18 protein-coding genes are annotated in these 22,423 nt (G+C 53.2%); 10 read left to right on the top strand and 8 right to left on the bottom strand.

Going from position 1 to position 22,423, the window contains the following annotated elements; all coding sequences use genetic code 11:
• Window positions 1-9: 9 nt before the first annotated feature.
• Window positions 10-3,276: a SusC/RagA family TonB-linked outer membrane protein gene (locus EG028_RS02600; RefSeq protein ID WP_120514481.1), complete on the bottom strand. Its 3,267-nt coding sequence runs from the start codon at window positions 3,274-3,276 to the stop codon at window positions 10-12.
• 485 nt (window positions 3,277-3,761) lie between these two features.
• On the opposite strand from EG028_RS02600, the gene EG028_RS02595 reads away from it, so the two are divergent.
• Window positions 3,762-4,820 (top strand): sensor histidine kinase, encoded by a 1,059-nt coding sequence (locus EG028_RS02595; protein ID WP_120514480.1) that lies wholly within the window; start codon window positions 3,762-3,764, stop codon window positions 4,818-4,820.
• Window positions 4,807-5,517 carry a LytR/AlgR family response regulator transcription factor gene (locus tag EG028_RS02590; RefSeq protein ID WP_120514479.1) on the top strand — a complete coding sequence of 237 codons (711 nt, stop codon included), beginning with the start codon at window positions 4,807-4,809 and terminating at the stop codon, window positions 5,515-5,517. The genes EG028_RS02595 and EG028_RS02590 overlap by 14 nt, the downstream gene beginning before the upstream one ends.
• 338 nt (window positions 5,518-5,855) lie before the next feature.
• On the opposite strand, the gene EG028_RS02585 is transcribed toward EG028_RS02590, so the two are convergent.
• Window positions 5,856-7,133 carry an aspartate kinase gene (locus EG028_RS02585; protein ID WP_120514478.1) on the bottom strand — a complete coding sequence of 426 codons (1,278 nt, stop codon included), beginning with the start codon at window positions 7,131-7,133 and terminating at the stop codon, window positions 5,856-5,858.
• 153 nt (window positions 7,134-7,286) lie between these two features.
• On the opposite strand from EG028_RS02585, the gene fbp reads away from it, so the two are divergent.
• The 5 genes from fbp (at window position 7,287) to EG028_RS02560 (ending at window position 10,995) form a co-directional block, all read left to right on the top strand.
• Window positions 7,287-8,288 carry a class 1 fructose-bisphosphatase gene (gene fbp, locus EG028_RS02580; RefSeq protein WP_120514617.1) on the top strand — a complete coding sequence of 334 codons (1,002 nt, stop codon included), beginning with the start codon at window positions 7,287-7,289 and terminating at the stop codon, window positions 8,286-8,288.
• A gap of 59 nt (window positions 8,289-8,347) precedes the next feature.
• On the top strand, window positions 8,348-8,884 hold the full coding sequence (locus EG028_RS02575) for a CAP domain-containing protein (RefSeq protein ID WP_120514477.1): 537 nt from the start codon (window positions 8,348-8,350) through the stop codon (window positions 8,882-8,884).
• Between the two features lie 217 nt (window positions 8,885-9,101).
• Window positions 9,102-9,866 carry an ABC transporter ATP-binding protein gene (locus EG028_RS02570; protein ID WP_120514476.1) on the top strand — a complete coding sequence of 255 codons (765 nt, stop codon included), beginning with the start codon at window positions 9,102-9,104 and terminating at the stop codon, window positions 9,864-9,866.
• A 20-nt stretch (window positions 9,867-9,886) separates the two neighbouring features.
• Window positions 9,887-10,414, top strand: a complete 528-nt coding sequence (locus EG028_RS02565) for a YfiT family bacillithiol transferase (RefSeq protein ID WP_120514475.1) — start codon at window positions 9,887-9,889, stop codon at window positions 10,412-10,414.
• A 29-nt stretch (window positions 10,415-10,443) separates the two neighbouring features.
• Window positions 10,444-10,995: an NUDIX hydrolase gene (locus tag EG028_RS02560; protein WP_120514474.1), complete on the top strand. Its 552-nt coding sequence runs from the start codon at window positions 10,444-10,446 to the stop codon at window positions 10,993-10,995.
• Window positions 10,996-11,058: 63 nt separating this feature from the next.
• On the opposite strand, the gene EG028_RS02555 is transcribed toward EG028_RS02560, so the two are convergent.
• The 3 genes from EG028_RS02555 to EG028_RS02545 form a co-directional block, all read right to left on the bottom strand.
• Complete coding sequence (locus EG028_RS02555; RefSeq protein WP_120514473.1) at window positions 11,059-12,363, bottom strand: bifunctional folylpolyglutamate synthase/dihydrofolate synthase; 1,305 nt, start codon at window positions 12,361-12,363, stop codon at window positions 11,059-11,061.
• Window positions 12,364-12,374: 11 nt separating this feature from the next.
• Complete coding sequence (locus tag EG028_RS02550; RefSeq protein WP_123864528.1) at window positions 12,375-13,853, bottom strand: DUF5723 family protein; 1,479 nt, start codon at window positions 13,851-13,853, stop codon at window positions 12,375-12,377.
• Window positions 13,854-13,926: 73 nt separating this feature from the next.
• Window positions 13,927-14,814 (bottom strand): hypothetical protein, encoded by an 888-nt coding sequence (locus tag EG028_RS02545; RefSeq protein ID WP_120514471.1) that lies wholly within the window; start codon window positions 14,812-14,814, stop codon window positions 13,927-13,929.
• A 250-nt stretch (window positions 14,815-15,064) separates the two neighbouring features.
• Here EG028_RS02545 and EG028_RS02540 point away from each other — a divergent pair, with 250 nt between their 5' ends.
• Window positions 15,065-16,327 (top strand): MFS transporter, encoded by a 1,263-nt coding sequence (locus EG028_RS02540; RefSeq protein WP_120514470.1) that lies wholly within the window; start codon window positions 15,065-15,067, stop codon window positions 16,325-16,327.
• 39 nt (window positions 16,328-16,366) lie between these two features.
• On the opposite strand, the gene EG028_RS02535 is transcribed toward EG028_RS02540, so the two are convergent.
• From EG028_RS02535 to EG028_RS02525, 3 genes are read right to left on the bottom strand one after another with little or no spacing between them, the layout of a single operon-like run.
• Entirely contained in the window at window positions 16,367-17,662 is a 1,296-nt protein-coding gene (locus EG028_RS02535; protein ID WP_120514469.1) for a radical SAM protein, read from the bottom strand.
• Complete coding sequence (locus EG028_RS02530; protein ID WP_120514468.1) at window positions 17,659-18,249, bottom strand: hypothetical protein; 591 nt, start codon at window positions 18,247-18,249, stop codon at window positions 17,659-17,661. The genes EG028_RS02535 and EG028_RS02530 overlap by 4 nt, the downstream gene beginning before the upstream one ends.
• Window positions 18,250-18,251: 2 nt before the next feature.
• A complete protein-coding gene (locus EG028_RS02525) occupies window positions 18,252-19,286 on the bottom strand; it encodes an agmatinase family protein (protein ID WP_120514467.1) in 1,035 nt (344 codons plus the stop codon).
• Window positions 19,287-19,420: 134 nt separating this feature from the next.
• Here EG028_RS02525 and EG028_RS02520 point away from each other — a divergent pair, with 134 nt between their 5' ends.
• Both EG028_RS02520 and ccsA read left to right on the top strand, forming a co-directional pair.
• Window positions 19,421-19,822, top strand: a complete 402-nt coding sequence (locus tag EG028_RS02520) for a cytochrome c maturation protein CcmE domain-containing protein (RefSeq protein WP_120514466.1) — start codon at window positions 19,421-19,423, stop codon at window positions 19,820-19,822.
• A gap of 83 nt (window positions 19,823-19,905) precedes the next feature.
• A complete protein-coding gene (gene ccsA / locus EG028_RS02515; protein ID WP_241559039.1) occupies window positions 19,906-22,419 on the top strand; it encodes a cytochrome c biogenesis protein CcsA in 2,514 nt (837 codons plus the stop codon).
• Window positions 22,420-22,423: the final 4 nt, after the last annotated feature.

Here is a 22,423-nt window from a genome sequence, read left to right as displayed (position 1 = left end):
TTTAATTGGTTAGAAGGACAGGTCCAGGCCGGCTGAGAATGTTTTACCGAACGGATAAACGCGGCCGTTTGCGTCAGCGGCAGCCTGCTCCGGATCGATGTATTTGGATTCCAGCTTGGTCCAGGTTACCAGGTTGTCGCCGCTTACATACACGCGGAGGCGGTTTATTTTAATACGCTTCAGCAGTTGGTCAGGCAGGGAATAACCGATGGTGAGGTTTTTCAGGCGGAGGTAAGCCAGGTCCTGCATGTACCTGTCGTTCGTATTGGTGAGCGGGTTGTTGCCATTGAGAGCGATGTAACCGCGCAGACGGGGGAAGTAGCTGTCCTGGCCTTTTTCCGGGGTCCACACCAGGTCTTCGAAATTGGTGGGGAGGAAGGAATAATAAGGACGGCTATAGGGGCCCCAGAATTTGTCCGCGTTGGCGCCGGGGTACCAGTCTCTTTTACCGATGCCCTGGAAGAAGAAGGACAGGTCTATGCCATTCCAGCTGGCGGAGCCGTTGAAGGCATACGGGTAGCGGATCTGGCTGTTGCCGAGGTATACGAGGTCACCATGATCGCTGAGGGTGTTCAGGCCCGGGCTGATCGTGCCGTCGTTGTTGATATCTTTAAATTTCAGGTCGCCCGCGCGCAGTTTGTTCCACTGGCCGGAAGCGCTTTTGATGTTGGAACCAACGAGGTCCTGGTTCACTTTGGCCTGCCATGCGGCGGCTTCTTCGTCGCTGTTAAAGTAACCGTCTGTGAGGTAACCCCACATTTCGCCGTATTTCTGGCCTACGTAATAATCATTCAGGCGTTTGTTGTCGTTGGAGAACCTGGTGATCACAGAGCTGAAATCGCTGAGGTTCGCGCCGATGCTCCACATAAAGGGTTTGCCTGCGAGATCGAACTGGTCGTTGTAGTTGATGCTGATTTCAAAACCTTTTGTGCGGAGATCGGCGGCGTTTTCACGCGCTTCGGTGGTACCGAATACTACCGGTACGGTGGCGCCCCTGGTCAGCATGTCCTTCGTGTCGCGGATGTAATAATCCAGGCTTACGGACAGTTTGTTCTGAAGCAGCCCCATATCGATACCGAAGTTCTGTGAAGCGGTCCTTTCCCAGGTCAGGTTCGGGGAGATCGCAGGGGGAGCGGTCAGGAACTCGATCTTTTTGCCGCCTGCGATCCAGTCTGAAGTACCGCGTGCGAGCAACGGAATATAAGGGTAGTTGGAAGTAACCTGGTTGCCGAGCTGACCGTAGGAAGCACGGAATTTCAGGTCGTTGATGGTCTTTTTCAGCGGCTCGAAGAAACTTTCTTCGCTGATCCTCCAGCCTGCGGAAACAGAGGGGAAGAAGCCGAAGCGCTGGCCTTTCGGGAAACGGGAAGTTCCGTCGTAGCGGCCGTTCAGTTCCAGCAGGTATTTGCCTTTGTAATCGTAGTTCGCGCGGGCAAAGAAGCCGAGCAGCGCCCATTCGCTCTGGTCACCGGTGAGGGTGTAATAACCGGAGCCGAGGTTCACGTCGTTCAGGTCCTGGGACAGCAGGTCGCCGCGCTCGGATGTTACGCGTTTGAACTGTTTCAGCTCCTGGTTGTAGCCCGCCATGAACTTCACGTTATGTTTGCCATAACTTTTCTGGAACTCGCCATAGGCGTTGGCAACGTGATAGTAGTCCTGGTTGTTCTCTTCGCGGAGGAAGTCGGGCCTGGGCACTTTGGCGATCACACCGGGATAGATGGAATACGGAGAAGAAGTCTGCCTGTAGGTGGAGATAGTCGGGTTATCGTTGTCCCTGGCAGGGTTCAGCGTAAAGGTGTAATTCGCGTACAGGTTGATGTTGTCATTCACCCTGATGGTAGCGCCCCAGGTGCTCATCAGCTCGTTCCAGCGCTGAATGCCTTTGTTTTTGCCGTAAAGCAGGTCGGAAAACAGGCCGTCGCCGATCTGGTAGTTATTCAGAGCAGTGATGTAAGTGGCGGTGCCGTCCGGGTTTTTGGGAAGATAAGAGGGAAGGGCGTGTACGGTAGTGTTCACGAAGTTCGTGTTCGGGTCCCAGCCTGGGTAGGTGTACTTGCCGATCATGAACTGGGTATTGTTGGTGAACGTCAGCCATTTAGTGGCCCTCACGGTGAGTTTGGTGCGGAGGTTGAACGAATTGTATTCGTCACGGTCGTAGCGCATCATGCCTTTTTTGTTGTACATGCGGCCGGAAAGCAGGAAGTCTACTTTCTCAGTACCGCCGGAAACGCTCAGGCTGTGCTCCATACCGTCCTGTGCGGGCAGGAAAAATTCTTTCCACCAGTCGGTATGACCATAATAAACGTATTGTTCACGGCCGTTGCGGACGTCTGTGATCACGGTGGGCAGCGATTTGTCCGTCTGGCGTTTTTTCAGTTCCTCCATGTCCGCCGGGGTATATCTTGTATAAGTGTTGCCGGTGGTTACGAGGAAAGCTTCGTCGTTCAGCATGGCGGAAGTGTAACCGTCGGTGATGAAGTCTGTGCTTACGGTGTTATAGGATTTAGAGAAGTTGTTGCCGTAGTTAACGTTGAGTTTACCTTTTTTAGGCGTCCTGGTGGTGATCAGTATTACGCCGAATGCTGCGCGCGCGCCATAGATGGCGGAAGCGGCGGCATCTTTCAGTACGGTAAAAGTCTCGATGTCGCGCGGGTTCACGTTGTTCATTGAACCGGGTACACCGTCTATCAGTACCAGCGGGGTGGCGCCGGAGCTGAGCGGGTTGGTGCCGCGGATGTTGAAGCGGCCGTTTGCGCCGGGGCGGCCATCGGTGAAGTTGATGTTAAGCCCGGGGATAGCACCCTGCAGGGCCTGTGTTACGTTGGCTACAGGGCGGTTTTCCAGCGCTTTGGAATCCACCTGGGCGATGGCGCCGGTGAGGTTCACTTTTTTCTGGGTGCCGTAACCTACTACTACCAGTTCATTCAATTTCCTGTCTCCTTCCAGTAACTGAACGGAAAGAGCGTTGTTGCCATTTTTTAAAATTTTGTTCTTGATCACAAGGGATTCAAATCCGAGGAATGTAAAAGTGATCTGTAAAGGAACGCCTTCCGGGAGATTGGCGAGAGTGTAGTTGCCGTCCGAAAGAGAGGCAGTGCCTTTGCGCTGGCCGTCCGTCATTCTGGCTTCAATGGTAACGCCGGGAAGTTGTTCGCCTTTAGAGCTTGTAATTACGCCGGATAAGGTGGCGCCTGTCTGCTGGGCATTGGCCAATGCCGGGAAAAGGCAGAGTAGCAATAGCAACCAGCCGCTGAGTGATCGAAGCGTGGTGAGCATGTTTGAAGGTTTTATAGTTATACAAATACAAAGAGTGCGAAAACGACAAGTCCGTTCAGAGCAGTTACCTGCACTGTCAGTAAAAAAGCGTCAGCGAAACAAATGGATTGCGGACGCAAGTTGAGAATAAAAGAAGAGTTTACTTCTTCTTTCAGGTTAAGTAACCATTAAAGAATTGTTAAGAGAACTAAATAACATGCCTATCATAATGTTTTTCAAATGCTTATGGTGGAACTTTTCAGTCTTTCGGAACAGATCCGCTTGATTTTGGTCTTATGAACAGTTTACAAAATATGGTTATTGGTAACAAAATAATAAGAATTTCTTCATTTTTAATAATAAATTAAAATACAAAAAGGAAAGAAAAGAAAACAGATAGAAAGGAGTTGAACGCCGGTTGTTGTTACCTGTCGTCTGGCCTGCGAAACCGGCCGTTTGGATGTTTTTGCCTTCATATAAATGCTTTTTACCGACTTTTGGCCCTGATGAAGCGATGGCTCTTACATGTCTTGTTCTGGGTGGCCTATACCCTCCAGGACGCCCTGATGGAATATACCTGGTCCGCCGCCCTGATGGCCGGCGTGCCGGATGGCAGGCGTTTTATAATAGCGCTTCATGCCGCTACCGCAGCCACCATGCCTAAACTTATCATCACCTATTTTGTATTGTACGCCGCCGTGCCGCAGGTGCTGAAGGAAAAACGGAACCTCGCCTGGGTCACGCTCCAGGTGATAGCCGTGATGGCCGTTTCGCTGGTGCTATACCGCGTTACGTTCGTGTATTACATCAACCAGGTTGTTTATGATGGCATCGGCAAACCCGGCGCGTTGTTTTCGTTGCCCAGGCTGCTGCTGGGGATTATAGACATCGGGTTTGTATGCGCCACCGCCGTGGCCTTCAAACTGCTGCGGATGCAGCTTTCCGCGCGGGTGCGGGAAAAGGACCTCGTAAAGGAAAAACTGGAAACAGAACTGAAGTTCCTGCGGAACCAGACGAACCCGCATTTCCTCTTCAATACCCTGAACAACATCTACGCGCTCACCCGCAAAAAAAGCGACCAGGCGCCGGAGATCGTGATGAAACTCTCCAAACTGCTGCGTTTTATGCTCTACGAATCCGGCAAAGGCATGATCACGATGGCGGAAGAGATCAGGATGATCAACGATTACCTGGACCTCGAAAGGATCCGTTACAACAACCGCCTGAATGTTACCTTCACACAGGACATAGACCAGGAGCAACACCCCGTGGCGCCGCTGCTGCTGATGCCTTTCGTGGAAAACGCCTTTAAACACGGCGTCAGTGAAACCCGTTTCGATTCATACGTGCATATGGACCTGCGCCTCCAAAAAGGAATACTGACCTTTACCGTGGAAAACAACCGCGAGCATGAAGGAAACAACAGCCAGCACAAGATCGGGCTGGGCAACGTGCGGCGGCAGCTGGAGCTGATGTATACCGAACACCAGTTGCTCGTATTTTCAGAAGCCGCCGTATTCAAAGTAGTATTGACCATCAACCTGGACAGTCATGCAAAAATTTAACTGCATCATCGTGGAAGACGAGCCGCTGGCCGCGGAAGTGCTGTGCGACTACATCCGCCAGGTGCCTTTCCTGGAGCTGAAGGCCGTATGCGCGGACGCCATCTTTGCTATGGAAGTATTACAACGGGAGCAGGTACACCTCATTTTCCTGGACATCCATCTGCCCAAACTCAAAGGGTTCGCTTTTATCAAAGCCCTCAAACACCCGCCGCAGATCATCATCACCACTGCTTACCAGGAATACGCGCTGGAAGGGTACGAGCTGAATGTAACGGATTACCTGCTCAAGCCCATCGAGTTCAGCAGGTTCCTCACAGCGGTGAACAAAGTGCGGCAACAGCCGCTGCCCGCACCCGCGGCACCGCTGCCCGCGCGGGTAACACCGCCGGAAAGGGCTTACCTGTTTTTTAATGTCAGTAAAAAGAAAGTGAAGGTCTATCTTGATGAAATACTCTACATCGAAAGCCTCAAAGAATACATCGGCATCACCACGCACAAACAAACCATCCTCACCAAGTTCCAGCTGGGTGAAATAGAAGAGCTGCTGGCAAGGAACAACTTCATCCGCATCCACCGCTCGTTCATCGTGGCTAAAGACAAAATTGACGCCTTTACCGCTACGGATATCGAGATCAACGGGAAGCCCATTCCCATCGGGCGGAGTTATAAGGAACTGGTGCTGCGGGAGCTTTCCTGAGCCAGGATATGCCTTGCCTGCCCGGAATTTTGTCTACGAACGACCGTTTCCTCCCCACGAATGCATTTGCGCCGCTAAAAACGGCCGTATGGCAGCCGCAAACCCTGGCCGGTTGAATTGTTGTGTAACAGGAAAAGATGGCGTGTATATTTGAACAGCGCGTTATTCTAGGATTTGTATAGTAACAGCAACGCCGTCCCGCAGGGGACATTCCGCAAATGCACTTTTATGCTTATGGGAAAAATGTACGCCGGTGATGGAACGTTGCGGTTCCGGCATTTGGATGACACCTTTTACAGGGGGAGAGACCTGTAAGGTGCCGGGATCGCGGCGTTCTCTCATTGGGGCGGCAACTTCATCACGAGCTGTACGGTATTGTCAGAACGTTGTTCCAGCAATACTTTCCTTCCTTTCGTCAGCTCTTCCAGCAAACCGTTTTTGTAATGTCTTACAGTGAGCAGTTCAAGGCCTTCGTTATAGGAGATCTTGAACCCTTCGTGCAGGGCTTTGATAAGCAGTTCAATCTTCTCCGGGTTATTATCTATACAGCAGGAGAAAGTGATCGCGGCATTCTGCGTGAGATTGATCTTGATCTTTTTGTCGTGGAAGATCTCGTAAATGTCGCTGATCCTGTCTTCGGTAATAAAGGAGAAATCGCGGGAAGTGATGGAGATCAGCACCTGGTTTTTCTTCAGCACAATGAGGGGCGGCAGCTTGCGGTTGTCTGCATCCTGCCTGATCACGGTGCCCGGAAGGTCTTTGTCCAGGAAACATTTTACGTATAAGGGGATCTGTTTGTTCTGTAAAGGTTTGATGGTCTTGGGATGGATCACCTGCGCGCCGTAATACGCCATTTCGATCACTTCCCCGTATGCGATCTCGGGGATGTTGATGGTGTCCGCAAAGAGTTTGGGATCTGCATTTTTCAGGCCTTCCACATCTTTCCAGATGGTCTGGCTGTCCGCATTCAGCAGGTTGGCAAATACGGCGGCGGAAAAGTCGCTGCCCTCGCGGCCGAGGGTGACGCTTTCATTCTGGTCCGTACTGCCGATAAAACCCTGTGCTATCACGATGTTCACGGCGTTGAACAGCGGCATTACCTTCTGGTTCACCTGCAATTCCGTTATTTCCCAGTTGATATTCGCATCACGGAAGTTATCGTCCGTTCTGAACACATCCCTTACATCCACCCAGCTGTTCACAATGCCCGCCTGGTTGAAGTACGCGCTCACGATAGCGGTGCTGAGGAGTTCGCCCAGGCCCACGAGCTGATCGTAATAATAATCGTAATTGCGGGTGGGTTTTTCGCCGAGGGTCCATTCCGCTTCGGTGAAGAACTGCTGCAATTGTACGAACAGCGGGTGTTCGCGGGTACCCAGCAGGTTCTCCGCGGTCTGGATATGCTGCTGCTCTATGTTGTAAAGCAGCTGCGCGGCTATCTCTCTTTTACGCATGAAATAGTTCTGGGCGACTTTTTCCAGTTCATTGGTCGTTTTGCCCATTGCCGATATTACGACAAGCAGCTTATCGTCAGGAAATGACTGGATGATTTTACCCACCTGTTGTATGCGCTCAATAGTTTCTAAACTTGCGCCGCCAAATTTGAAAACCTTCATAAGGAGAAACCTCTTCTTTTAAAAAATATCCCGCAAAAGTACATCAATTGTAGAATTGTTTAAAAATCTCTTTGGCGGGGAATGACCGTTTTCTTATAAAACCCCTTGATTTAGCTTATTTTAGCGCACCCAAACCTAAACACGTATATGAAAATGAACAAACGAGTGATGACTTTGGATGAGTTCACGATCCAGGAACTGCGCAACTACCCCGGCGCTACCGGCCAGCTTTCCGGCCTCCTCCGGGATATCGGCCTGGCTTCCAAAAGAGTGAATGTGGAAGTGAACAAGGCAGGCATTGCGGACATACTGGGCGAAGCTGGTAAAACCAACGTACAGGGCGAAGCCGTGAAAAAGCTCGATGAATTTGCAAACGACCAGCTGATCAGCACGCTGCGCAACAGTATCTATTGCTGCGGGGTGGCCTCCGAGGAAAACGAGGAGTTTATCGCTTTTGAAGACGAGCTGTCCATGAACTCCAAATACGTGGTGCTCATGGACCCGCTGGACGGTTCCGGCAACATCGACGTGAATGTTTCCATCGGCACTATCTTTTCCGTATACCGCCGTCTTTCCCCCAACGGTACACGCTGCACGCTGGAAGACTTCCTGCAGCCCGGCAGCCAGCAGATCGCCGCGGGGTACATCATCTATGGCTCTTCCACCATGCTCGTATACGCCACGCGCCGGAGCGTGCAGGGCTTCACGCTGGACCCCAGCATCGGGGAGTTCTGCCTCAGCCACCCGAACCTGAAAGTACCCGAGGACAGCGATATTTTCTCCGTGAATGTGGGGTATTACCATCTGTATGAAGAAAAGGTAAGGAATGCCATAGACCTGTTCATGGCAAAGGATAACACCCAGCGGGTGTACCGCCACCGTTTTGTAGGCTGCATGGTGTCTGAGATACACCGCACGCTCATACAGGGCGGCATCTTTATGTATCCCATCTTTGGAAAATATACACAAGGCCGTTTGAGGCTTTGTTATGAGTGCAACCCCATGTCTTTCCTCATGGAGAAGGCGGGAGGCATGGCCATTGCGGACGGGGAGCGCCGCCTGCTGGACATCAAGCCTACGGAGCTGCACCAGCGTATACCTATCTTCATCGGTTCAAAGAACATGGTGGAAGCGGTGAAGGAAACGCTCCGTTAAACTTTTGGCCTGATATTGGATCATACAATTTTTGGTATATAAAAACCGTTTAAAGAAACATGTTTAACCAGCATTATTGTAAGATCCTTGTACTGGCAACTTTTGTGTTTGCCGCTTCCCAATCGGTAGCCTGCTCCAGGCCCGTTGCCACTTCCACATCCACCAGTGCCAATACCACAGCCAGGGAAGGAGATGAGAAGAGTGTAGAGGAAGATATCCTTTTTTATGTGAACAAGTTCCGCCGTACCAAAGGCCTGAAGCCGCTGGAGATCAGCAACGTGATCAGCATCGAAGCGAGGGACCACAGCAAGTCCATGGCTACCGGCCGCAGGAATTTCGGGCACGACGGGTTTGAATCCAGGGTGGATGATATTTCCAAAAAACTGGGCACCGTGCGCGCTGCTGCGGAGAATGTGGCTTACGGCAACCTCAGCGCCGAAGCGGTAGTGGATGGCTGGATCAAAAGCCCGGGCCACCGCAAGAACATGCTGGGCGACTTTAACCTGATCGGCATCGGTACGGCCAGGGGCAAAGGCAACATCGTTTATTTCACGCAGATATTCATCAACAAGCCGGCTGCAACGGCTAAAAAATAACTGCTTACTAACTGTTTATTTTGAGTGTAGGGGCGCAGGAAACTGCGCCTTTACGCATTTTAGGAAGCCTGCGATCCGGGGCTGTTTCACTCCGTGGCGCACAGTTAACCGGGGAGGCGGCCGCGGCCTTTCCCCCTGATCCCGCGCACAGGGAGGTTTCCAAACGCCTCTTCACATTCGGGATACGCTGCAATGTTTTTTGCCGTATTTTGGTCCCATGGAAAAACGAAAGATCATTGAGGTGAGGGACCTGGTGAAAAAATACGGGGACTTCACCGCCGTGAAAGGGATCAGCTTCGACGTATACGAAAACGAGGTTTTTGGCCTCCTGGGGCCGAATGGCGCCGGTAAAAGCACCACGCTGGAGATCATCGAGACCCTCCGGGAAAAGACGTCCGGCACCGTAACGGTGAACGGTCTCAACCTGGACGATAACCCCGAAGCCATCAAACAGCTCATCGGCGTGCAGCTGCAAACCTCGGGATATTATCCCGGCCTCAACCTGCTGGAACTGATAGACCTGTTCGGCGGCCTCTACAACCGAAAAGTGGACGGTATGGAGCTGCTGAAACAGTTCAACCTCGAAGACAAGGCCAAAGAGAAATACAAATCCCTCTCCGGCGGCCAGAAACAACGTTTTTCCATCGCCACCACGCTCATCAACCGCCCGCGCATCATTTTCCTGGACGAGCCCACCACCGGGCTGGACCCGCAGGCCCGCCGCAACCTCTGGACGCTGATCCAGCAAGTGCGCGACCAGGGCACCACCGTGGTGATCACCACCCATTACATGGACGAAGCAGAGTTCCTCTGCGACCGCTGCGCGATCGTGGACAGCGGGAAGATCATTGCCCTGGATACCCCGGATGCATTGATAGACCAGCTGGTGGCAGGAGGTTTTGAGCGTAAAAAAGAAGTGAAGCTGGCGAACCTGGAGGATGTGTTCATCCACCTTACCGGCAAAGACCTTCGCGAAGAATAACAAGTCAAACATCCCGTATAATGGAAGATCTACGCTATCCTATCGGCCGCTTCCATGCGCCCGCCGTGATCACCGCAGAGATGCGGAAGAAGTACATCAACGATATCAGGTACCTGCCTTCGCTGCTGGAACTGGCCATTCAGAACCTCGATGCGCACCAGCTGGGCACGCCCTATCGCCCCGGCGGCTGGACGGTGGCACAGGTGGTACATCACGTGGCGGATTCGCATATGAACGGGCTTACGCGCCTGAAACTGGCCCTTACGGAAGACAATCCCACCATTAAACCATACGACGAAACGGCATGGGCCGAGCTGCCCGATGTGCAATACACGCCCATCAACGTATCCATTACCCTGCTGCATGCACTGCACACCCGCTGGGTGGCCGTGCTGGAGCATATGGAAGCGCGCCATTGGGACAAGACCTTTTTTCACCCCGGCAACAACGCCGTGAACAATATGGCCACGCATCTCGCAAACTACAGCTGGCACGGCCTGCACCACCTGGCGCATATCGAAAAGCTGAAAGAGCGCGAAGGCTGGTAAAAAATTTTAACCATTAAATACCCGCTGCATTGGACTGGAAACTTTTAGGATCGGAATACCTGTTCAGGGAGCCCTGGCTCACCGTTCGCAAAGACGTCTGCGAAACCCCGCATGGCAAACAGGTGGACGCTTATTATGTGCTTGAATATCCTGACTGGGTAAATGCGATGGCACTCACGGAAGACGGCAAGGTGCTGCTCATACGCCAGTACCGCCATGCCATCGGCCGTGTGCTGGTGGAAATACCCGGCGGCGTGATGGACCCGGAAGACGTGAGCCCGGAAGTGGCCGTGCGCCGCGAATTGCTGGAAGAAACGGGGTACGCGTTCAGCGAAGTATATGATCTCGGCGTAGTATCCGCCAATCCTTCCACCACGACGAACCTGGTACATATGTTCCTGGCCACCGGCGGCAAAAAAGTGCAGGAGCAGCAGCTGGACGATAACGAGGAAATTGAAGTGCTTGAAGTAAGCATTCCGGAACTGGAAGCCATGCTGAAAAAACGTGAGTTTTTGCAGGCCCTGCATATAAGCTGCCTGTATTACGGGCTGGAAAAACTAAAGGAATTGAGCGGGAAGTAATTGTACTTTTCCGGCTGACGTTCTGCGCGACTCCCGACGGCACCCAGCAGGGATACGGGGTGTTTACATCCTCCCTGAGCTCACCGGCATATCGCCTACGATAAATACGCTGCCACAGACCAGGATCATATCTTCCTTGCCCGCGGCGGCCAGCGCGGCTGCATAAGCCGCGGGCACATCAGGATAGGAGAGCCCTTTTAAACCCGCTTCCCCGGCTAGTTTCAGCAGGTCGGTTTCATGCATGGCGCGGGGTATCTGCGCTTTCGTGAAATAATAGATGGCATCGGGTGGCAGCTGTTTTAATGCGGCCATTACATCTTTATCTTTTACAAAACCCGTTACAATATGCAGCCGGCGGAAACTCTCCAGCGCGAGTTGCTCCATGATGGCGTGAATGCCTGCTTCGTTGTGCCCCACATCCAGTACGGTATAAGGCGCTTGTGATATCACCTCCCAGCGGCCACCCAGACCGGTCAGGCGTTTTACATTGGACAATGCCGCGCTGATGACCGCCTGCGGTACAGGGAAACCTTTCAGCTGCAATATCTCCATTGCCGCCAGCACGCCCACGAGGTTTTTTTCCTGGTAATGCCCGGGAAGGTCCAGCACATACAGCTCCACATCCGCGGTAGGAATATATTCAACGGTAAGATGCAGCGTATCAGGCCCCGGTTGGCGGTGGATGATGCGGTACTCCTGGTCCGCAAACCGGATGGGGGCATTGCGGAGGTCCGCCGTATCCCTGAACACACGGATGGATTCAGGTTGCGTTTCACTGATCACCACAGGCGTATCCGGCTTAATGATACCCGCTTTTTCAAACGCGATCTGCTGCAGGGTGTCGCCCAGTATATTCATGTGATCGTAACTGATATTGGTGATCAGGGAAAGAAGGGGGGTGATGATGTTTGTACTGTCCAAACGGCCGCCAAGGCCGGTTTCTATGATCGCGATGTCTACTTTCTGCTGCGCAAAATATTCAAAGGCCATGGCCACCGTCAGCTCAAAAAAAGATGGCTGGATGGTGGCGATATTGCCTTTCATACGTTCGGTAAAACGCACCACTTCATCTTGCGGGATCATTTCGCCGTCTATTTTGATCCTTTCCCGGAAATCGTGCAGGTGAGGGGAAGTATACAGGCCTGTTTTGTAACCCGCCTGTTGCAGGATGGCACTGAGCATATGGCTGGTGGAGCCTTTGCCGTTTGTGCCGGCTATGTGTACGGTAGGGAACTTTTGTTCGGGGTGGCCGAGTATGCCGCACAGCTCGCGGATATTGAGCAGGTCGTTTTTTAACGCGGACGCGCCCACTTTGCTGAACATGGGCAGCTGGCTGTACAGAAATTCGATGGTTTGCTGATAATTCATAAATCGCCTGGCTAGATGTCGGGGCAACCCAGCTGGTTACGCTTCTTCCGGAAGATACCGCCGTTGCCTTTATCCCAGCTCCATTTGTTGAAACGGATCGGAATTATCCGCAAAGCTACGAATACATCCGCATGATTGATATTTTCGCGGAAGAGGTTTGTGAACAGGCTGGCGGAGCCCAGTACCAGCGGCCCTGCACGCAGTGCCACACCCGCATCCGCCTGCCCGAAGCGGTTCACCTGGATGGGGAGGTAGGCGCCCAGGTGCGTGCTTTCCCACCGGGGAGTGATCTGGAATTGTGTGAGGGCGGTGGTTTTGTTGTCGTCCTTTTTGCCGCCGTTCAGTGCAATAGTGGCGCTGGCGCTCACAAAAAAGCGCCCGTCGATATTGTAATCGCCCATCAGGTTCAGGCTGGTGGGCAGGTTCATGTAAAATTTCTCGTCTGTTTCCAGCGGGGTGAACATACTGGAGAGGCGGCTGGTCCATGCCCGCATGCTTTCTTCTTTTCTTTTATTGAGCAGGCTGGCCGGGAAGTCCTGCGCGCGCATGTCTAGGTCCGCACTGGTTGCGGACTTCTTGTAGCTGATGCCGCCAATGTCCACAATGGACACCGCTATGCGTGCCTTCCAGGTATCGGCGTCGGGGTTCCAGTCCCCACCTTCCTGCATGGTATTAAACCCGTCGTTGTCCGGCCGCCATTCGTATACCACGCCAATGTCCGCGCCGATGCCCGGGTTCTGGAAAGGGCTGAAGTTGGACAATTGATTGTTCTTGTCCCATTCATCCAATCCTTCGTTGTATCCGTAAAAGAATTTACCGCTGTTGATGTCCACTCTGTTCCGGTCTTCAAACACAAAAGCGGCGTCCCGGCCCACGCCGTATGCGGCTGCTTGTCCGCCGAGGTATTTGACGGTAATGCCGGCCTTCCAGCGGTGATCGCCCTGGTCCTTGATCACGCGGGCGTAGCTGAACCCGAATTCGTTCCAGGCATGACCCATCCCGCTGCCGTAGTTGTCCGCAAACGTGCGGTCGAAGAAACGGGGGTTAGGGTAGTTGAGCGTAAAGAAATTGGCAGTGGAAGTTTCGACGCCTCCGCCGTATGAGGAGCCGCGCACGCGCCAGGTGAATGCAACAGATTGTCTTTCGTCTATGGAATAAAGTACGGACGGCAGCATGAGATCCGCGCTGCCCCAGCCGTATTGTTTACGGGTAGCGGTGCTGTCAGGAAAATAATCTACGTTTCTTACGAGTTTGTCACCGGAGAGCAGGGATGATTTGTTTGCGCGGATATAAGTATTGCCTGCTTTCGCATCCAGGCCCACAATGTTCACATCCCAGCGGTAACGGGTGCCTGCGGCGAGTGCGGGGTTGAAGGGCACAGCGTGTATGCCTGCATACTGGCTGGTGTGATATCCCGGGAAGACCTGGGCCTGCGTTGAAACAGCAGCGCACAGCATCAGCATGGCTATTAGAAGTCTTGTATGCAGCATAGAATAGTCCGCGGATTGGTTCGCATTAGTTCATATAACGGGAAAATAACCGGATTATTCTGCCGTGTTTATCTTATTGCGCTTTGAAATAAAAACGGATAGTGCCGAATTGTTCTTCCGGCGCATCCGTGCTGGCATTGTATTTTATCCGCATGGCCGCGTCGCGCGCGATGCGCACCGCCGCAGGATTGTTGATAGTAGAGCCGCGCAGGGAATGCGTAGCGCTGGTCACATTGCCGTTGCGGTCCACCTTAATGCTTACGGAAACGTAGCCGGTTTCGTTGCCATCCCATTCTACTGAAGGGCGGTTTACGAGGTTGCGGCCGCTGAGCCTGAAGTCCGACGCGCCTCTTCCCGCACCGGGCGTACCGGTATAACCCGTGGCATTGGGATCGCCGCCTATTACGCCGCGGTCGCCGGGCCTGCCGGTATTGCCTTCGCCGGTGGAGTTATTGCTGCCGTTCGCTCCATTTCCGCTGTTCGCACTGGTGGAAGTGCCGCCGGTGAATACCGCTTTCGGTTTCGGGGGAGCGGGCGGAGTGGGGGCGGGAGGCTGCACGGCCTTGGGCTTGCGTGTTACTTTTTCTGTTTTGGTCTCTATCGTTTTGGCAATCTCTTTTGGTTTGGGTGCGGGTTTGGGCGGCTGTTTCACTTCGGGCGCTTCTTCTTCGTTCTGCGTGGCCAGCTCCTGTGTGTTCCCCTGCTCTTCAGCCTGTGCGGGCGCGGGAGGCGGGATAGAAGGCGCAGGTTGTGCCGCGGCCGGGGGATTGGGGTTGAGCGGCTGCTCGTCGCCCATGCCATCGTCTGATGTACCGAGGTTCACTTCCATGCCCAGGTCCTGGTCCGGCAGGGGCGGAGGTGCGGAGAAACTGATGAGGAACAGCCCCACTAACAGTAACGCATGCACGGCGATAGTGACGCCGGCTGCTTTTACGTTTTTTTCTTGTTTTTGATCAGCCATGGTGTTCCAAAGTTAATATTTTTTTGTTACGGCGGTAATCCGCCCCTTTGCTGCAAATTTCCTGCCGGATACGGCCATGGATTTTGAGTACCGGGGATCGCAGCCTTGCGGTAACCTTGCATGATAATTATACCATCGCCGCCGGGCTGTTCGCGCAGCCTCATTGCCATGCGCCGGATTCATCCTGTGCTAATGCGGTTCATCATTTCGCCCTTGGAAATTGTACGGGTCAAATGTAGTTTGCAGCCACATGTTCCACAAAACGCTTTCACTGTACAAAAACGCATACGGCGGCATTCCCCGCCGCGTCTGGCTGCTGGCCACCGTGTTGCTGATCAACCGCAGCGGCGCTATGGTGATTCCTTTCCTGACCATTTATTTAACGTCAAAACTGGGGTTTTCATTGGAACAGGCCGGGGTGATTGTCACTATCTATGGTCTGGGCGCCATCGCGGGCGCCTGGTTGGGTGGAAAGTTGGCGGATACCATCGGTTTTGCACCGGTACAGTTCTGGAGCCTGATCATGAATGGCCTGCTGTTCATGGTGTTAGGACAAATGTCCACCTTCCCGCAGGTGATCACCACGATGTTTATCGTGGGCGTGTTCGCGGAATCTTTCCGGCCGGCAAACAGCGCCGCCATAGCGCACTACAGCGACACCACCTCCCGCATGCGGTCCTATTCCCTGCTCAGGCTGGCTTCCAACCTGGGTTTTTCCGTCGGCCCCGCCATCGGCGGGCTCCTGGCCACCTTCAGTTATCATCTCCTGTTCTGGACGGACGGTTTCACCTGCATCGTGGCCGCCATCCTGCTGCGTATATTCCTGAAACCGGTGCGCAGTAAGGCTGCGAAGGGAGTGGATACACCAAAGCCGGTAAGGGATGGCGTTTCGGCGTACAACGACAAAGTGTTCCTTTTCTTTATCCTGCTCGTCACCCTGTTCGCCATCTGCCTTTTCCAGCTGTTCAACATCGTGCCGGTGTATTTCAAGGAAAAGATCCATATGTCCGAAGCCCTGATCGGTATCGTGATGTCTGTGAACGGGATATTGATCGCTTTGATCGAAATGATACTGGTGTACAAACTGGAGAACAAACGGCCGGATGTGGCGTACATGAGCATGGGCTGCATTCTGCTGGGGATGGCTTATGTGATGTTTAATTTCCTGCCGCCGGTATACGGGGTGGCATTTGTATATATCGTGATGTTTACGGCCGGGGAGATGCTGAGCATGCCCTTTATGAACAACTTCTGGATACACCGCAGCAAAGAACATAACCGCGGGCAGTACGCCGCATTGTATACGATCGCCTATTGCGTAGCCACGATCGCGGCGCCCACCATCGGCGCTTTTGTGGTGGAGCGTATCGGGTTCAATAACTGGTGGTATATCGTGGGCGGCATCTGCGTGCTGGCCAGTCTTGGTTTCAGGGTGATGCTGAAACGGGGGAATGCCACGCCCAGGCCTGAACCGCCGGCGCCCGTAATACAAAACGCCGCGGTGGAAGTGTAAGTTCCGCCCGCGGCGTTGTTTATATCTTTTCAGCAGGATCTACGCGTGTGCAAAATCCGCTTCGTAATTCCCTTTGATCCTTTCCATCGGCGGATTGAAGTACCCGAATTTCAGATCGGGGAATTCATCGCGCAGCAGTTCCATCATCTGTTTCATGCCTAAACAATCGCCGGTTTCGGTAACGCCTACCTTGCCCAGGTACCAATCCGGATCGATGTTGAAATTCCGCCACTGGATCATGTTTAACCCCGTTTCCTGGATGATCGTGCGCAGGGCTTCGTATTCCTCCACGCTGTCTGTCATGCCGGGGAACACAAAATAATTGATGGAAGCCCAGCCGCCATGTTCCCGCATTACTTTGATGCTTTCGATGATGTCCGCGAACGTGTAGTTGTTCGGGCGGTAATACGGTGTGTAAATATGTTCCCGCACGGAGTTCAGGCTCACGCGGATACTGTTCAGCCCTGCTTTGCAAAGCTCGCGCACCGCATTGGGCTTGCTACCGTTCGTATTGATATTGATGCTCCCTTTCGGGGTATGTTTGCGTATTTCGAGGATGGATTCGCGGATGGTTTCCCACATCAGCAGCGGCTCGCCTTCGCAACCCTGGCCGAAGCTCACGATGGGGTAGGGCGCCGTTTCCAGGTGTGGCACGGTAAACTCCACGATCTCGGCCGCGGTGGGTTTGAACGTGAGACGGTCCTGCGTGCTCACGATGGTCTCTTCTTCCGGCTGGAAGGAGATGCAGCCGATGCAGTTCGCATTACAGGCAGGGGAAGAAGGGATGGGGCATTCCCAGCGGCCCATGAAGTAGTTGCGCGCTGCCGGGCAATGATACGTCAGGGCGCAATTGTTCGCCAGGTGCTGTACCAGGCGGTTGTGCGGGTAGGCTTCCAGCATACCGGAAACGCCGCTTTGTACTTTGGAATCGTTGAAGCCGGCGCATTCCTGGCGGATGTCCTGCTCGATGCGGATGGCCGGTACATAAAACTTATCATCATGCCAGCCGGCTGCCGTGTAGCAGAACAGGGGCAGGGTGGGCGCGTCGGGCGCGGTTTCGTATGCGGCGAGGTAAAAACCGGTATGGGCGGGAGGAATAAAAGCCGCTACGGCCCATCCTTTTTCGCAAAGGCGCATTTCGCCGGTTGTTACGTCTATGCCAATGCCACGGCGGCCCGGCAGTTCGTAGAGATTGCCGCCGTCAGGCAGCTCTATCCACTCGTCCTCAGGGATGGGAATGGCATCCCAGCCGCTGCGGCCTACCACGTAAAGAGAAGTATCTTCAAAAATATTCCCTTTACCATCTGAATACATTATATAAGGCGATACGTTCATGAGCTGATCCTTGATTGAAAGAAAGTATTCATTTCGGCTGCTTCCACGGGGCCGAATTCATCCAGCACTTCCAGCTGTAATATTTTATTGTTCTTATAGTCGAGCGTAAGCAGGTCGTTCCGCAAAATTACGTTTTTCATTTCGTTCCATCCGTGGTGGCGGTGGCCGAACACGGTGGGGAGTGAAATGCCGGTGGTGTCTATCGTTACATACGCCGGTTGCAATATCTTATATTCCGCATACCCGATGTAACCCACGCCCAGGCCCGCCAGGAAAAGGGTAAACCCGATGACCGGCTGCATGTGCGATAAAAAGAACAGGCACCCGCTGAGCATGGTAAAGGCCTGCAGCATCCGCAGTACGGAATTCGTTTCCGTGATCTTGCGCACGCGGCGCAGCATAAACGGGAACAGCAGGCTGGCAAAGCCCATCACGATAAACAGCGCGGCGATGATCCAGTTCGGGTCCGCCATTTTGTACACGCCAATTACATTGAACAGGAAAAGGATCCCGATCATGCCGTGCATCACCGGCTGCAATCGCAGGCGTGTCATGGCGTTGGGATGTAGTATGCGGAATCTGTACATGTTTATTTCACCATCAGGTTACACAATTTGAATAACATGCGGGCGCCCACGTTGGCATCCCACTCATCATGACCGGCGCTCACTTCGTTCAGGTCAAACCCGATCAGTTTGCGGCCGCTGTCCAGCAGTCTTTTGAAAAGATAAAACACCTGCGGCCCTTCCAGCCCGCCAGCCACCGGGGTGCCGGTATGCGGGCAGAGTTTCGGGTCCAGGCCGTCTATATCAAAACTGATGTATACCTGCTGCGGCAGATGGTCTATGATGCTGTCGCAGATACTTTTCCAGGCTTCGCCTTCGTATTGCCGCTCTTTGATCTCCTGGTCAAAGAAGGTTACCACGCGGCCTTCGCTGTTCCTGATATAATTCATTTCCTCGTCGCAGTAATCGCGGACGCCCACCTGTACCAGCTTTTTGATCTGGGGCACCTCCGTCAGCGCGTTGTACATAATGGAGGCGTGGGAATATTTAAAACCTTCGTAACTATTGCGGAGGTCCATATGCGCGTCTATCTGCAGGATGCCGTAATCGCCTTTGAATTCGCCCATGGAGCGGAAAAAACCCAGCGGGGTGCTGTGGTCGCCGCCCACGAGGCCCACCAGTTTGCCTTTTTCGAGCAGTTCTTTGGTCTGGTTGTACACCCAGTCGTTCATTTTCTCCGTACCGCGGTTCACATCGTCCACAGAGCGGCGGAGGAACTCATTTTCCGAGATATCCCCGCCTTCGGAGAGGAATTTCAGGTAAAGTTCGGCCTCTTTGCGGAGGTAATCGCTTTTCAGCAGTAGCTGGCGGTTGCTTTCGCGCATAAAAAAGCCCTGCTTCCAGCCGTCTTTTACGTCCGCATCATAAATATCCACCTGCAACGAGGCTTTAAATATCTGTTCCGGGCCACGGGCGGTACCGTTGTTGTAGGATACCGTCACTTCCCAGGGCACGGGCAGCAATACCAGCCGCGCGTCCTCTTCGCTGAAAGGCAGTCCGAATATGTTATTGGACAGCAATCCGGGCGAGTTGGGGTCAAATTGCGATAGATCAGCCATGATAAATCAGTACTTTGCTTATTTCGGCGCAAAGGTACAGGTAAAAATTGGTTCCCCCAGCGGGTAAACCTGACGAATATCAGCCGTTATACACCGTTTTTTTGGCTACCTTTGCTCACTATAATCTGGTAAGGATGAAGAAGACAAGTATTATTCTGCTCATTGTAATAGCGGTTTGCGTTGCCGGTATGGTAATGATGGTAGGGGATTTCAGCACTTATGAGACCTTTGCCACCGCGAAGAAAAAAGAAGGAAAGGAAATTCACGTGATCGGCGCACTGGATAAGGCCAAAGGGATGGTGTACGACCCGGTTGCGAATGCCGATTTTTTCAGCTTCCACATGAAAGATAAAAGCGGGGACATCGTCAAGGTGGTGTTTAACGGCACACGCCCCACCGACTTCGAAAAATCCACAGAACTGGTACTGACGGGCAAAATGGTGGGCAACGAGTTCCACTGCAGCAAGATCCTCATGAAGTGCCCTTCCAAATACAAGGATGAACAAACGGCCTACAGCGCCTCCAAAGATATCTAGAAACAACTGTAACTGTATATCGTCTGCCTTTGCCTCTATACCCGGCCACGGCGGGATTTCATAACGTCTTACGGATCATAAAATTGGAACAAATCAAATATGCAGGGGAGCATTTACTTCCCGGACAATTGGGGCATTTTTTCACTATTCTCGCTTTTGTAGCTTCAATTGTGGCTACCGTTGCATACTTCTGCAGCGTTCAGCAGAAAGATGAGCTGAAAAAGGCTTCCTGGCTGAAAATGGGCCGCTGGGCTTTTATCACGCAGGCTTTCTCCGTTTTCGCCGTTTTTGCCATCCTCTATTACATCATTTCCAATCACTATTTTGAATATAAATACGCCTGGCAGCACTCCAGCCGCGACCTTGAGGTGCAATACCTCCTCAGTTGCTTCTGGGAAGGGCAGGAGGGAAGTTTCCTCCTCTGGAGCGTATGGCACAGCGTTTTGGGCCTCATCCTGATCAGGACCAGCAAACGCTGGGAAGGCCCGGTGATGACCGTACTGGCCTTTGCGCAGATCTGCCTCGGCACCATGCTGCTCGGCATTTACCTGGATCTCCCCTGGTTTGAGTACAAAGTGGGCAGCAGCCCCTTCATCCTCATGCGCCAGGACGCACCGGATTCCCCGATCTTCCTGAATCCGAACTACCTGCAATTCAAACAGTTCGTAGATGGTAACGGCCTGAACGTACTGCTGAAGAACTACTGGATGGTGATCCACCCGCCGGTGCTGTTCCTCGGTTTCGCTTCCGTGATCGTGCCTTTTGCATACGCCGTGGGCGGCCTCTGGACGCGCCAGTACGGCGATTGGGTGAAGCCCGCCATGCCATGGGCGCTGTTCGGCACTATGATCCTCGGTACCGGCATCATGATGGGCGCCGCCTGGGCTTATGAAGCACTCACTTTCGGCGGTTACTGGGCCTGGGATCCCGTGGAAAACGCATCGCTCGTGCCCTGGATCACCCTGGTGGCAGGCCTGCACACCATGCTCGCATACCGCAGCTCCGGTCATGCGCTTCGTTCTACTTTCTTTTTCTTTATCATATCCTTCGTGCTTATCCTGTATTCCACCTTCCTTACCAGGAGCGGCATACTGGGGCAAACTTCCGTGCATTCCTTTACGGACCTGGGCATGAGCGGCCAGCTGCTCATCTTTATGGGCATTTTCACCATCCCGGCTTTCTGGATGCTGATCGCGCGCAGCAAAGATATCCCGAAGATCAATAAAGAGGAAAGTACCTACAGCCGCGAGTTCTGGCTGTTTGTGGGCGCGCTGATCCTGATGGTGTCCGCTATCCAGATCACCTTCACTACTTCCATCCCCGTGTGGAACAAACTGCTGGACCTGTTCGGCCTGAAAAAACTCTTCAACCTGGAAGACTTCGCGCCGCCTACCGACCCGGTATTCCACTACAACCAGATACAGATCTGGCTGGCGGCCATCGTGGGTATACTCACTGCCGTGGTGCAGTACATGAAATACAAAGACACGCCCAAAGGCACCCTCTGGAAAAAACTGGCCTTGCCGACGATCATTTCCGTGGTGCTCACCGTACTGATCGGCTGGCTGGGGCGTATCAACTATAACGAATTCGGCCCCGGCTTCCTCGTGGCTATTTACCTGATGTTGTTCGCCAGCGTATACGCTGTAGTGGCCAATACAGGGTATATCGTAAGTGTGCTGAAAGGCAAAACCAAAGCAGCAGGCGCTTCCGTGGCGCACATCGGCTTCGGGCTGGTGCTGCTGGGCGTGCTGATTTCCTCTTCCAAAAAAGAAGTGCTGAGCGTGGACAAAATGAACATGCTGGCGGGATATTTCACCAAAGAAAGCGGCCAGAAAAGCCAGGAGAACACCCTGCTGCCCAAAGGCCTGCCCGTGCAGATGGGGCCTTATTTTGTGACCTACAAAGGGGATTCCATCGGCACGGCCGATAAAGAAAAAACCTTCTTCATCGTGGAATACGAGAAAAAGGCGAAGCTGAATGACGAGCCCACAGAGCGTTTCACCCTTTACCCGGACGCTTACCTGAACGTGAAAGGCCAGGAAGGACAGCTGTCCCCGAACCCGGATTCCAAACATTACCTCACCCGCGACATCTTCACCTACGTGACCCTCGCGCCCATCAAAGGCGCGGTGACGGACACGCTGCCATATGAGAAACATACCATTTCACAGGGAGATACCATCTTCTTCTCGAAAGGTTTTATGGTGCTCAACGCCCTCAAAACCGGGGTACAGCAGCAGAAAAATTACAAGCCCGAGCCGGGGGACATCGCGGTGGGCGCCGATATCTATGTACACACCCGTGAAAACGGCGATTATAACATGCACCCGGTGTATTTTATCCGGGACAGCAGTTTCCAGGGCAATGTGCCCGATACCCTCGCTCCGCTGAGCCTGGCCGTGCGTTTCACGAAGATCCTGCCGAACGACAATAAAGTTGAGCTGGAAATAAAAGAAAGCCGCGACCCGATGGAATTCATCGTGCTCAAGGCGCTTATTTTCCCTTATATTAACGTGTTGTGGATCGGTATCATCATCATGATCATCGGCTTTGTGATGAGCATCCGTCAGCGGCTGAAAGGCGCCAACAAATAACTGT

It is taken from the genome of Chitinophaga barathri (genome assembly GCF_003807585.1).
GTDB classification, from domain to species: Bacteria; Bacteroidota; Bacteroidia; order Chitinophagales; family Chitinophagaceae; genus Chitinophaga; species Chitinophaga barathri.
This window is presented reverse-complemented; position numbering and strand designations above follow the sequence as displayed.

Coding starts and splice junctions, on each gene's coding strand:
- EG028_RS02600 (WP_120514481.1), bottom strand. CDS start 3,276: ATGCTCACCACGCTTCGATCACTCAGCGGCTGGTTGCTATTGCTACTC.
- EG028_RS02595 (WP_120514480.1), top strand. CDS start 3,762: ATGAAGCGATGGCTCTTACATGTCTTGTTCTGGGTGGCCTATACCCTC.
- EG028_RS02590 (WP_120514479.1), top strand. CDS start 4,807: ATGCAAAAATTTAACTGCATCATCGTGGAAGACGAGCCGCTGGCCGCG.
- EG028_RS02585 (WP_120514478.1), bottom strand. CDS start 7,133: ATGAAGGTTTTCAAATTTGGCGGCGCAAGTTTAGAAACTATTGAGCGC.
- fbp (WP_120514617.1), top strand. CDS start 7,287: ATGAACAAACGAGTGATGACTTTGGATGAGTTCACGATCCAGGAACTG.
- EG028_RS02575 (WP_120514477.1), top strand. CDS start 8,348: ATGTTTAACCAGCATTATTGTAAGATCCTTGTACTGGCAACTTTTGTG.
- EG028_RS02570 (WP_120514476.1), top strand. CDS start 9,102: ATGGAAAAACGAAAGATCATTGAGGTGAGGGACCTGGTGAAAAAATAC.
- EG028_RS02565 (WP_120514475.1), top strand. CDS start 9,887: ATGGAAGATCTACGCTATCCTATCGGCCGCTTCCATGCGCCCGCCGTG.
- EG028_RS02555 (WP_120514473.1), bottom strand. CDS start 12,363: ATGAATTATCAGCAAACCATCGAATTTCTGTACAGCCAGCTGCCCATG.
- EG028_RS02550 (WP_123864528.1), bottom strand. CDS start 13,853: ATGCTGCATACAAGACTTCTAATAGCCATGCTGATGCTGTGCGCTGCT.
- EG028_RS02545 (WP_120514471.1), bottom strand. CDS start 14,814: ATGGCTGATCAAAAACAAGAAAAAAACGTAAAAGCAGCCGGCGTCACT.
- EG028_RS02540 (WP_120514470.1), top strand. CDS start 15,065: ATGTTCCACAAAACGCTTTCACTGTACAAAAACGCATACGGCGGCATT.
- EG028_RS02535 (WP_120514469.1), bottom strand. CDS start 17,662: ATGAACGTATCGCCTTATATAATGTATTCAGATGGTAAAGGGAATATT.
- EG028_RS02530 (WP_120514468.1), bottom strand. CDS start 18,249: ATGTACAGATTCCGCATACTACATCCCAACGCCATGACACGCCTGCGA.
- EG028_RS02525 (WP_120514467.1), bottom strand. CDS start 19,286: ATGGCTGATCTATCGCAATTTGACCCCAACTCGCCCGGATTGCTGTCC.
- EG028_RS02520 (WP_120514466.1), top strand. CDS start 19,421: ATGAAGAAGACAAGTATTATTCTGCTCATTGTAATAGCGGTTTGCGTT.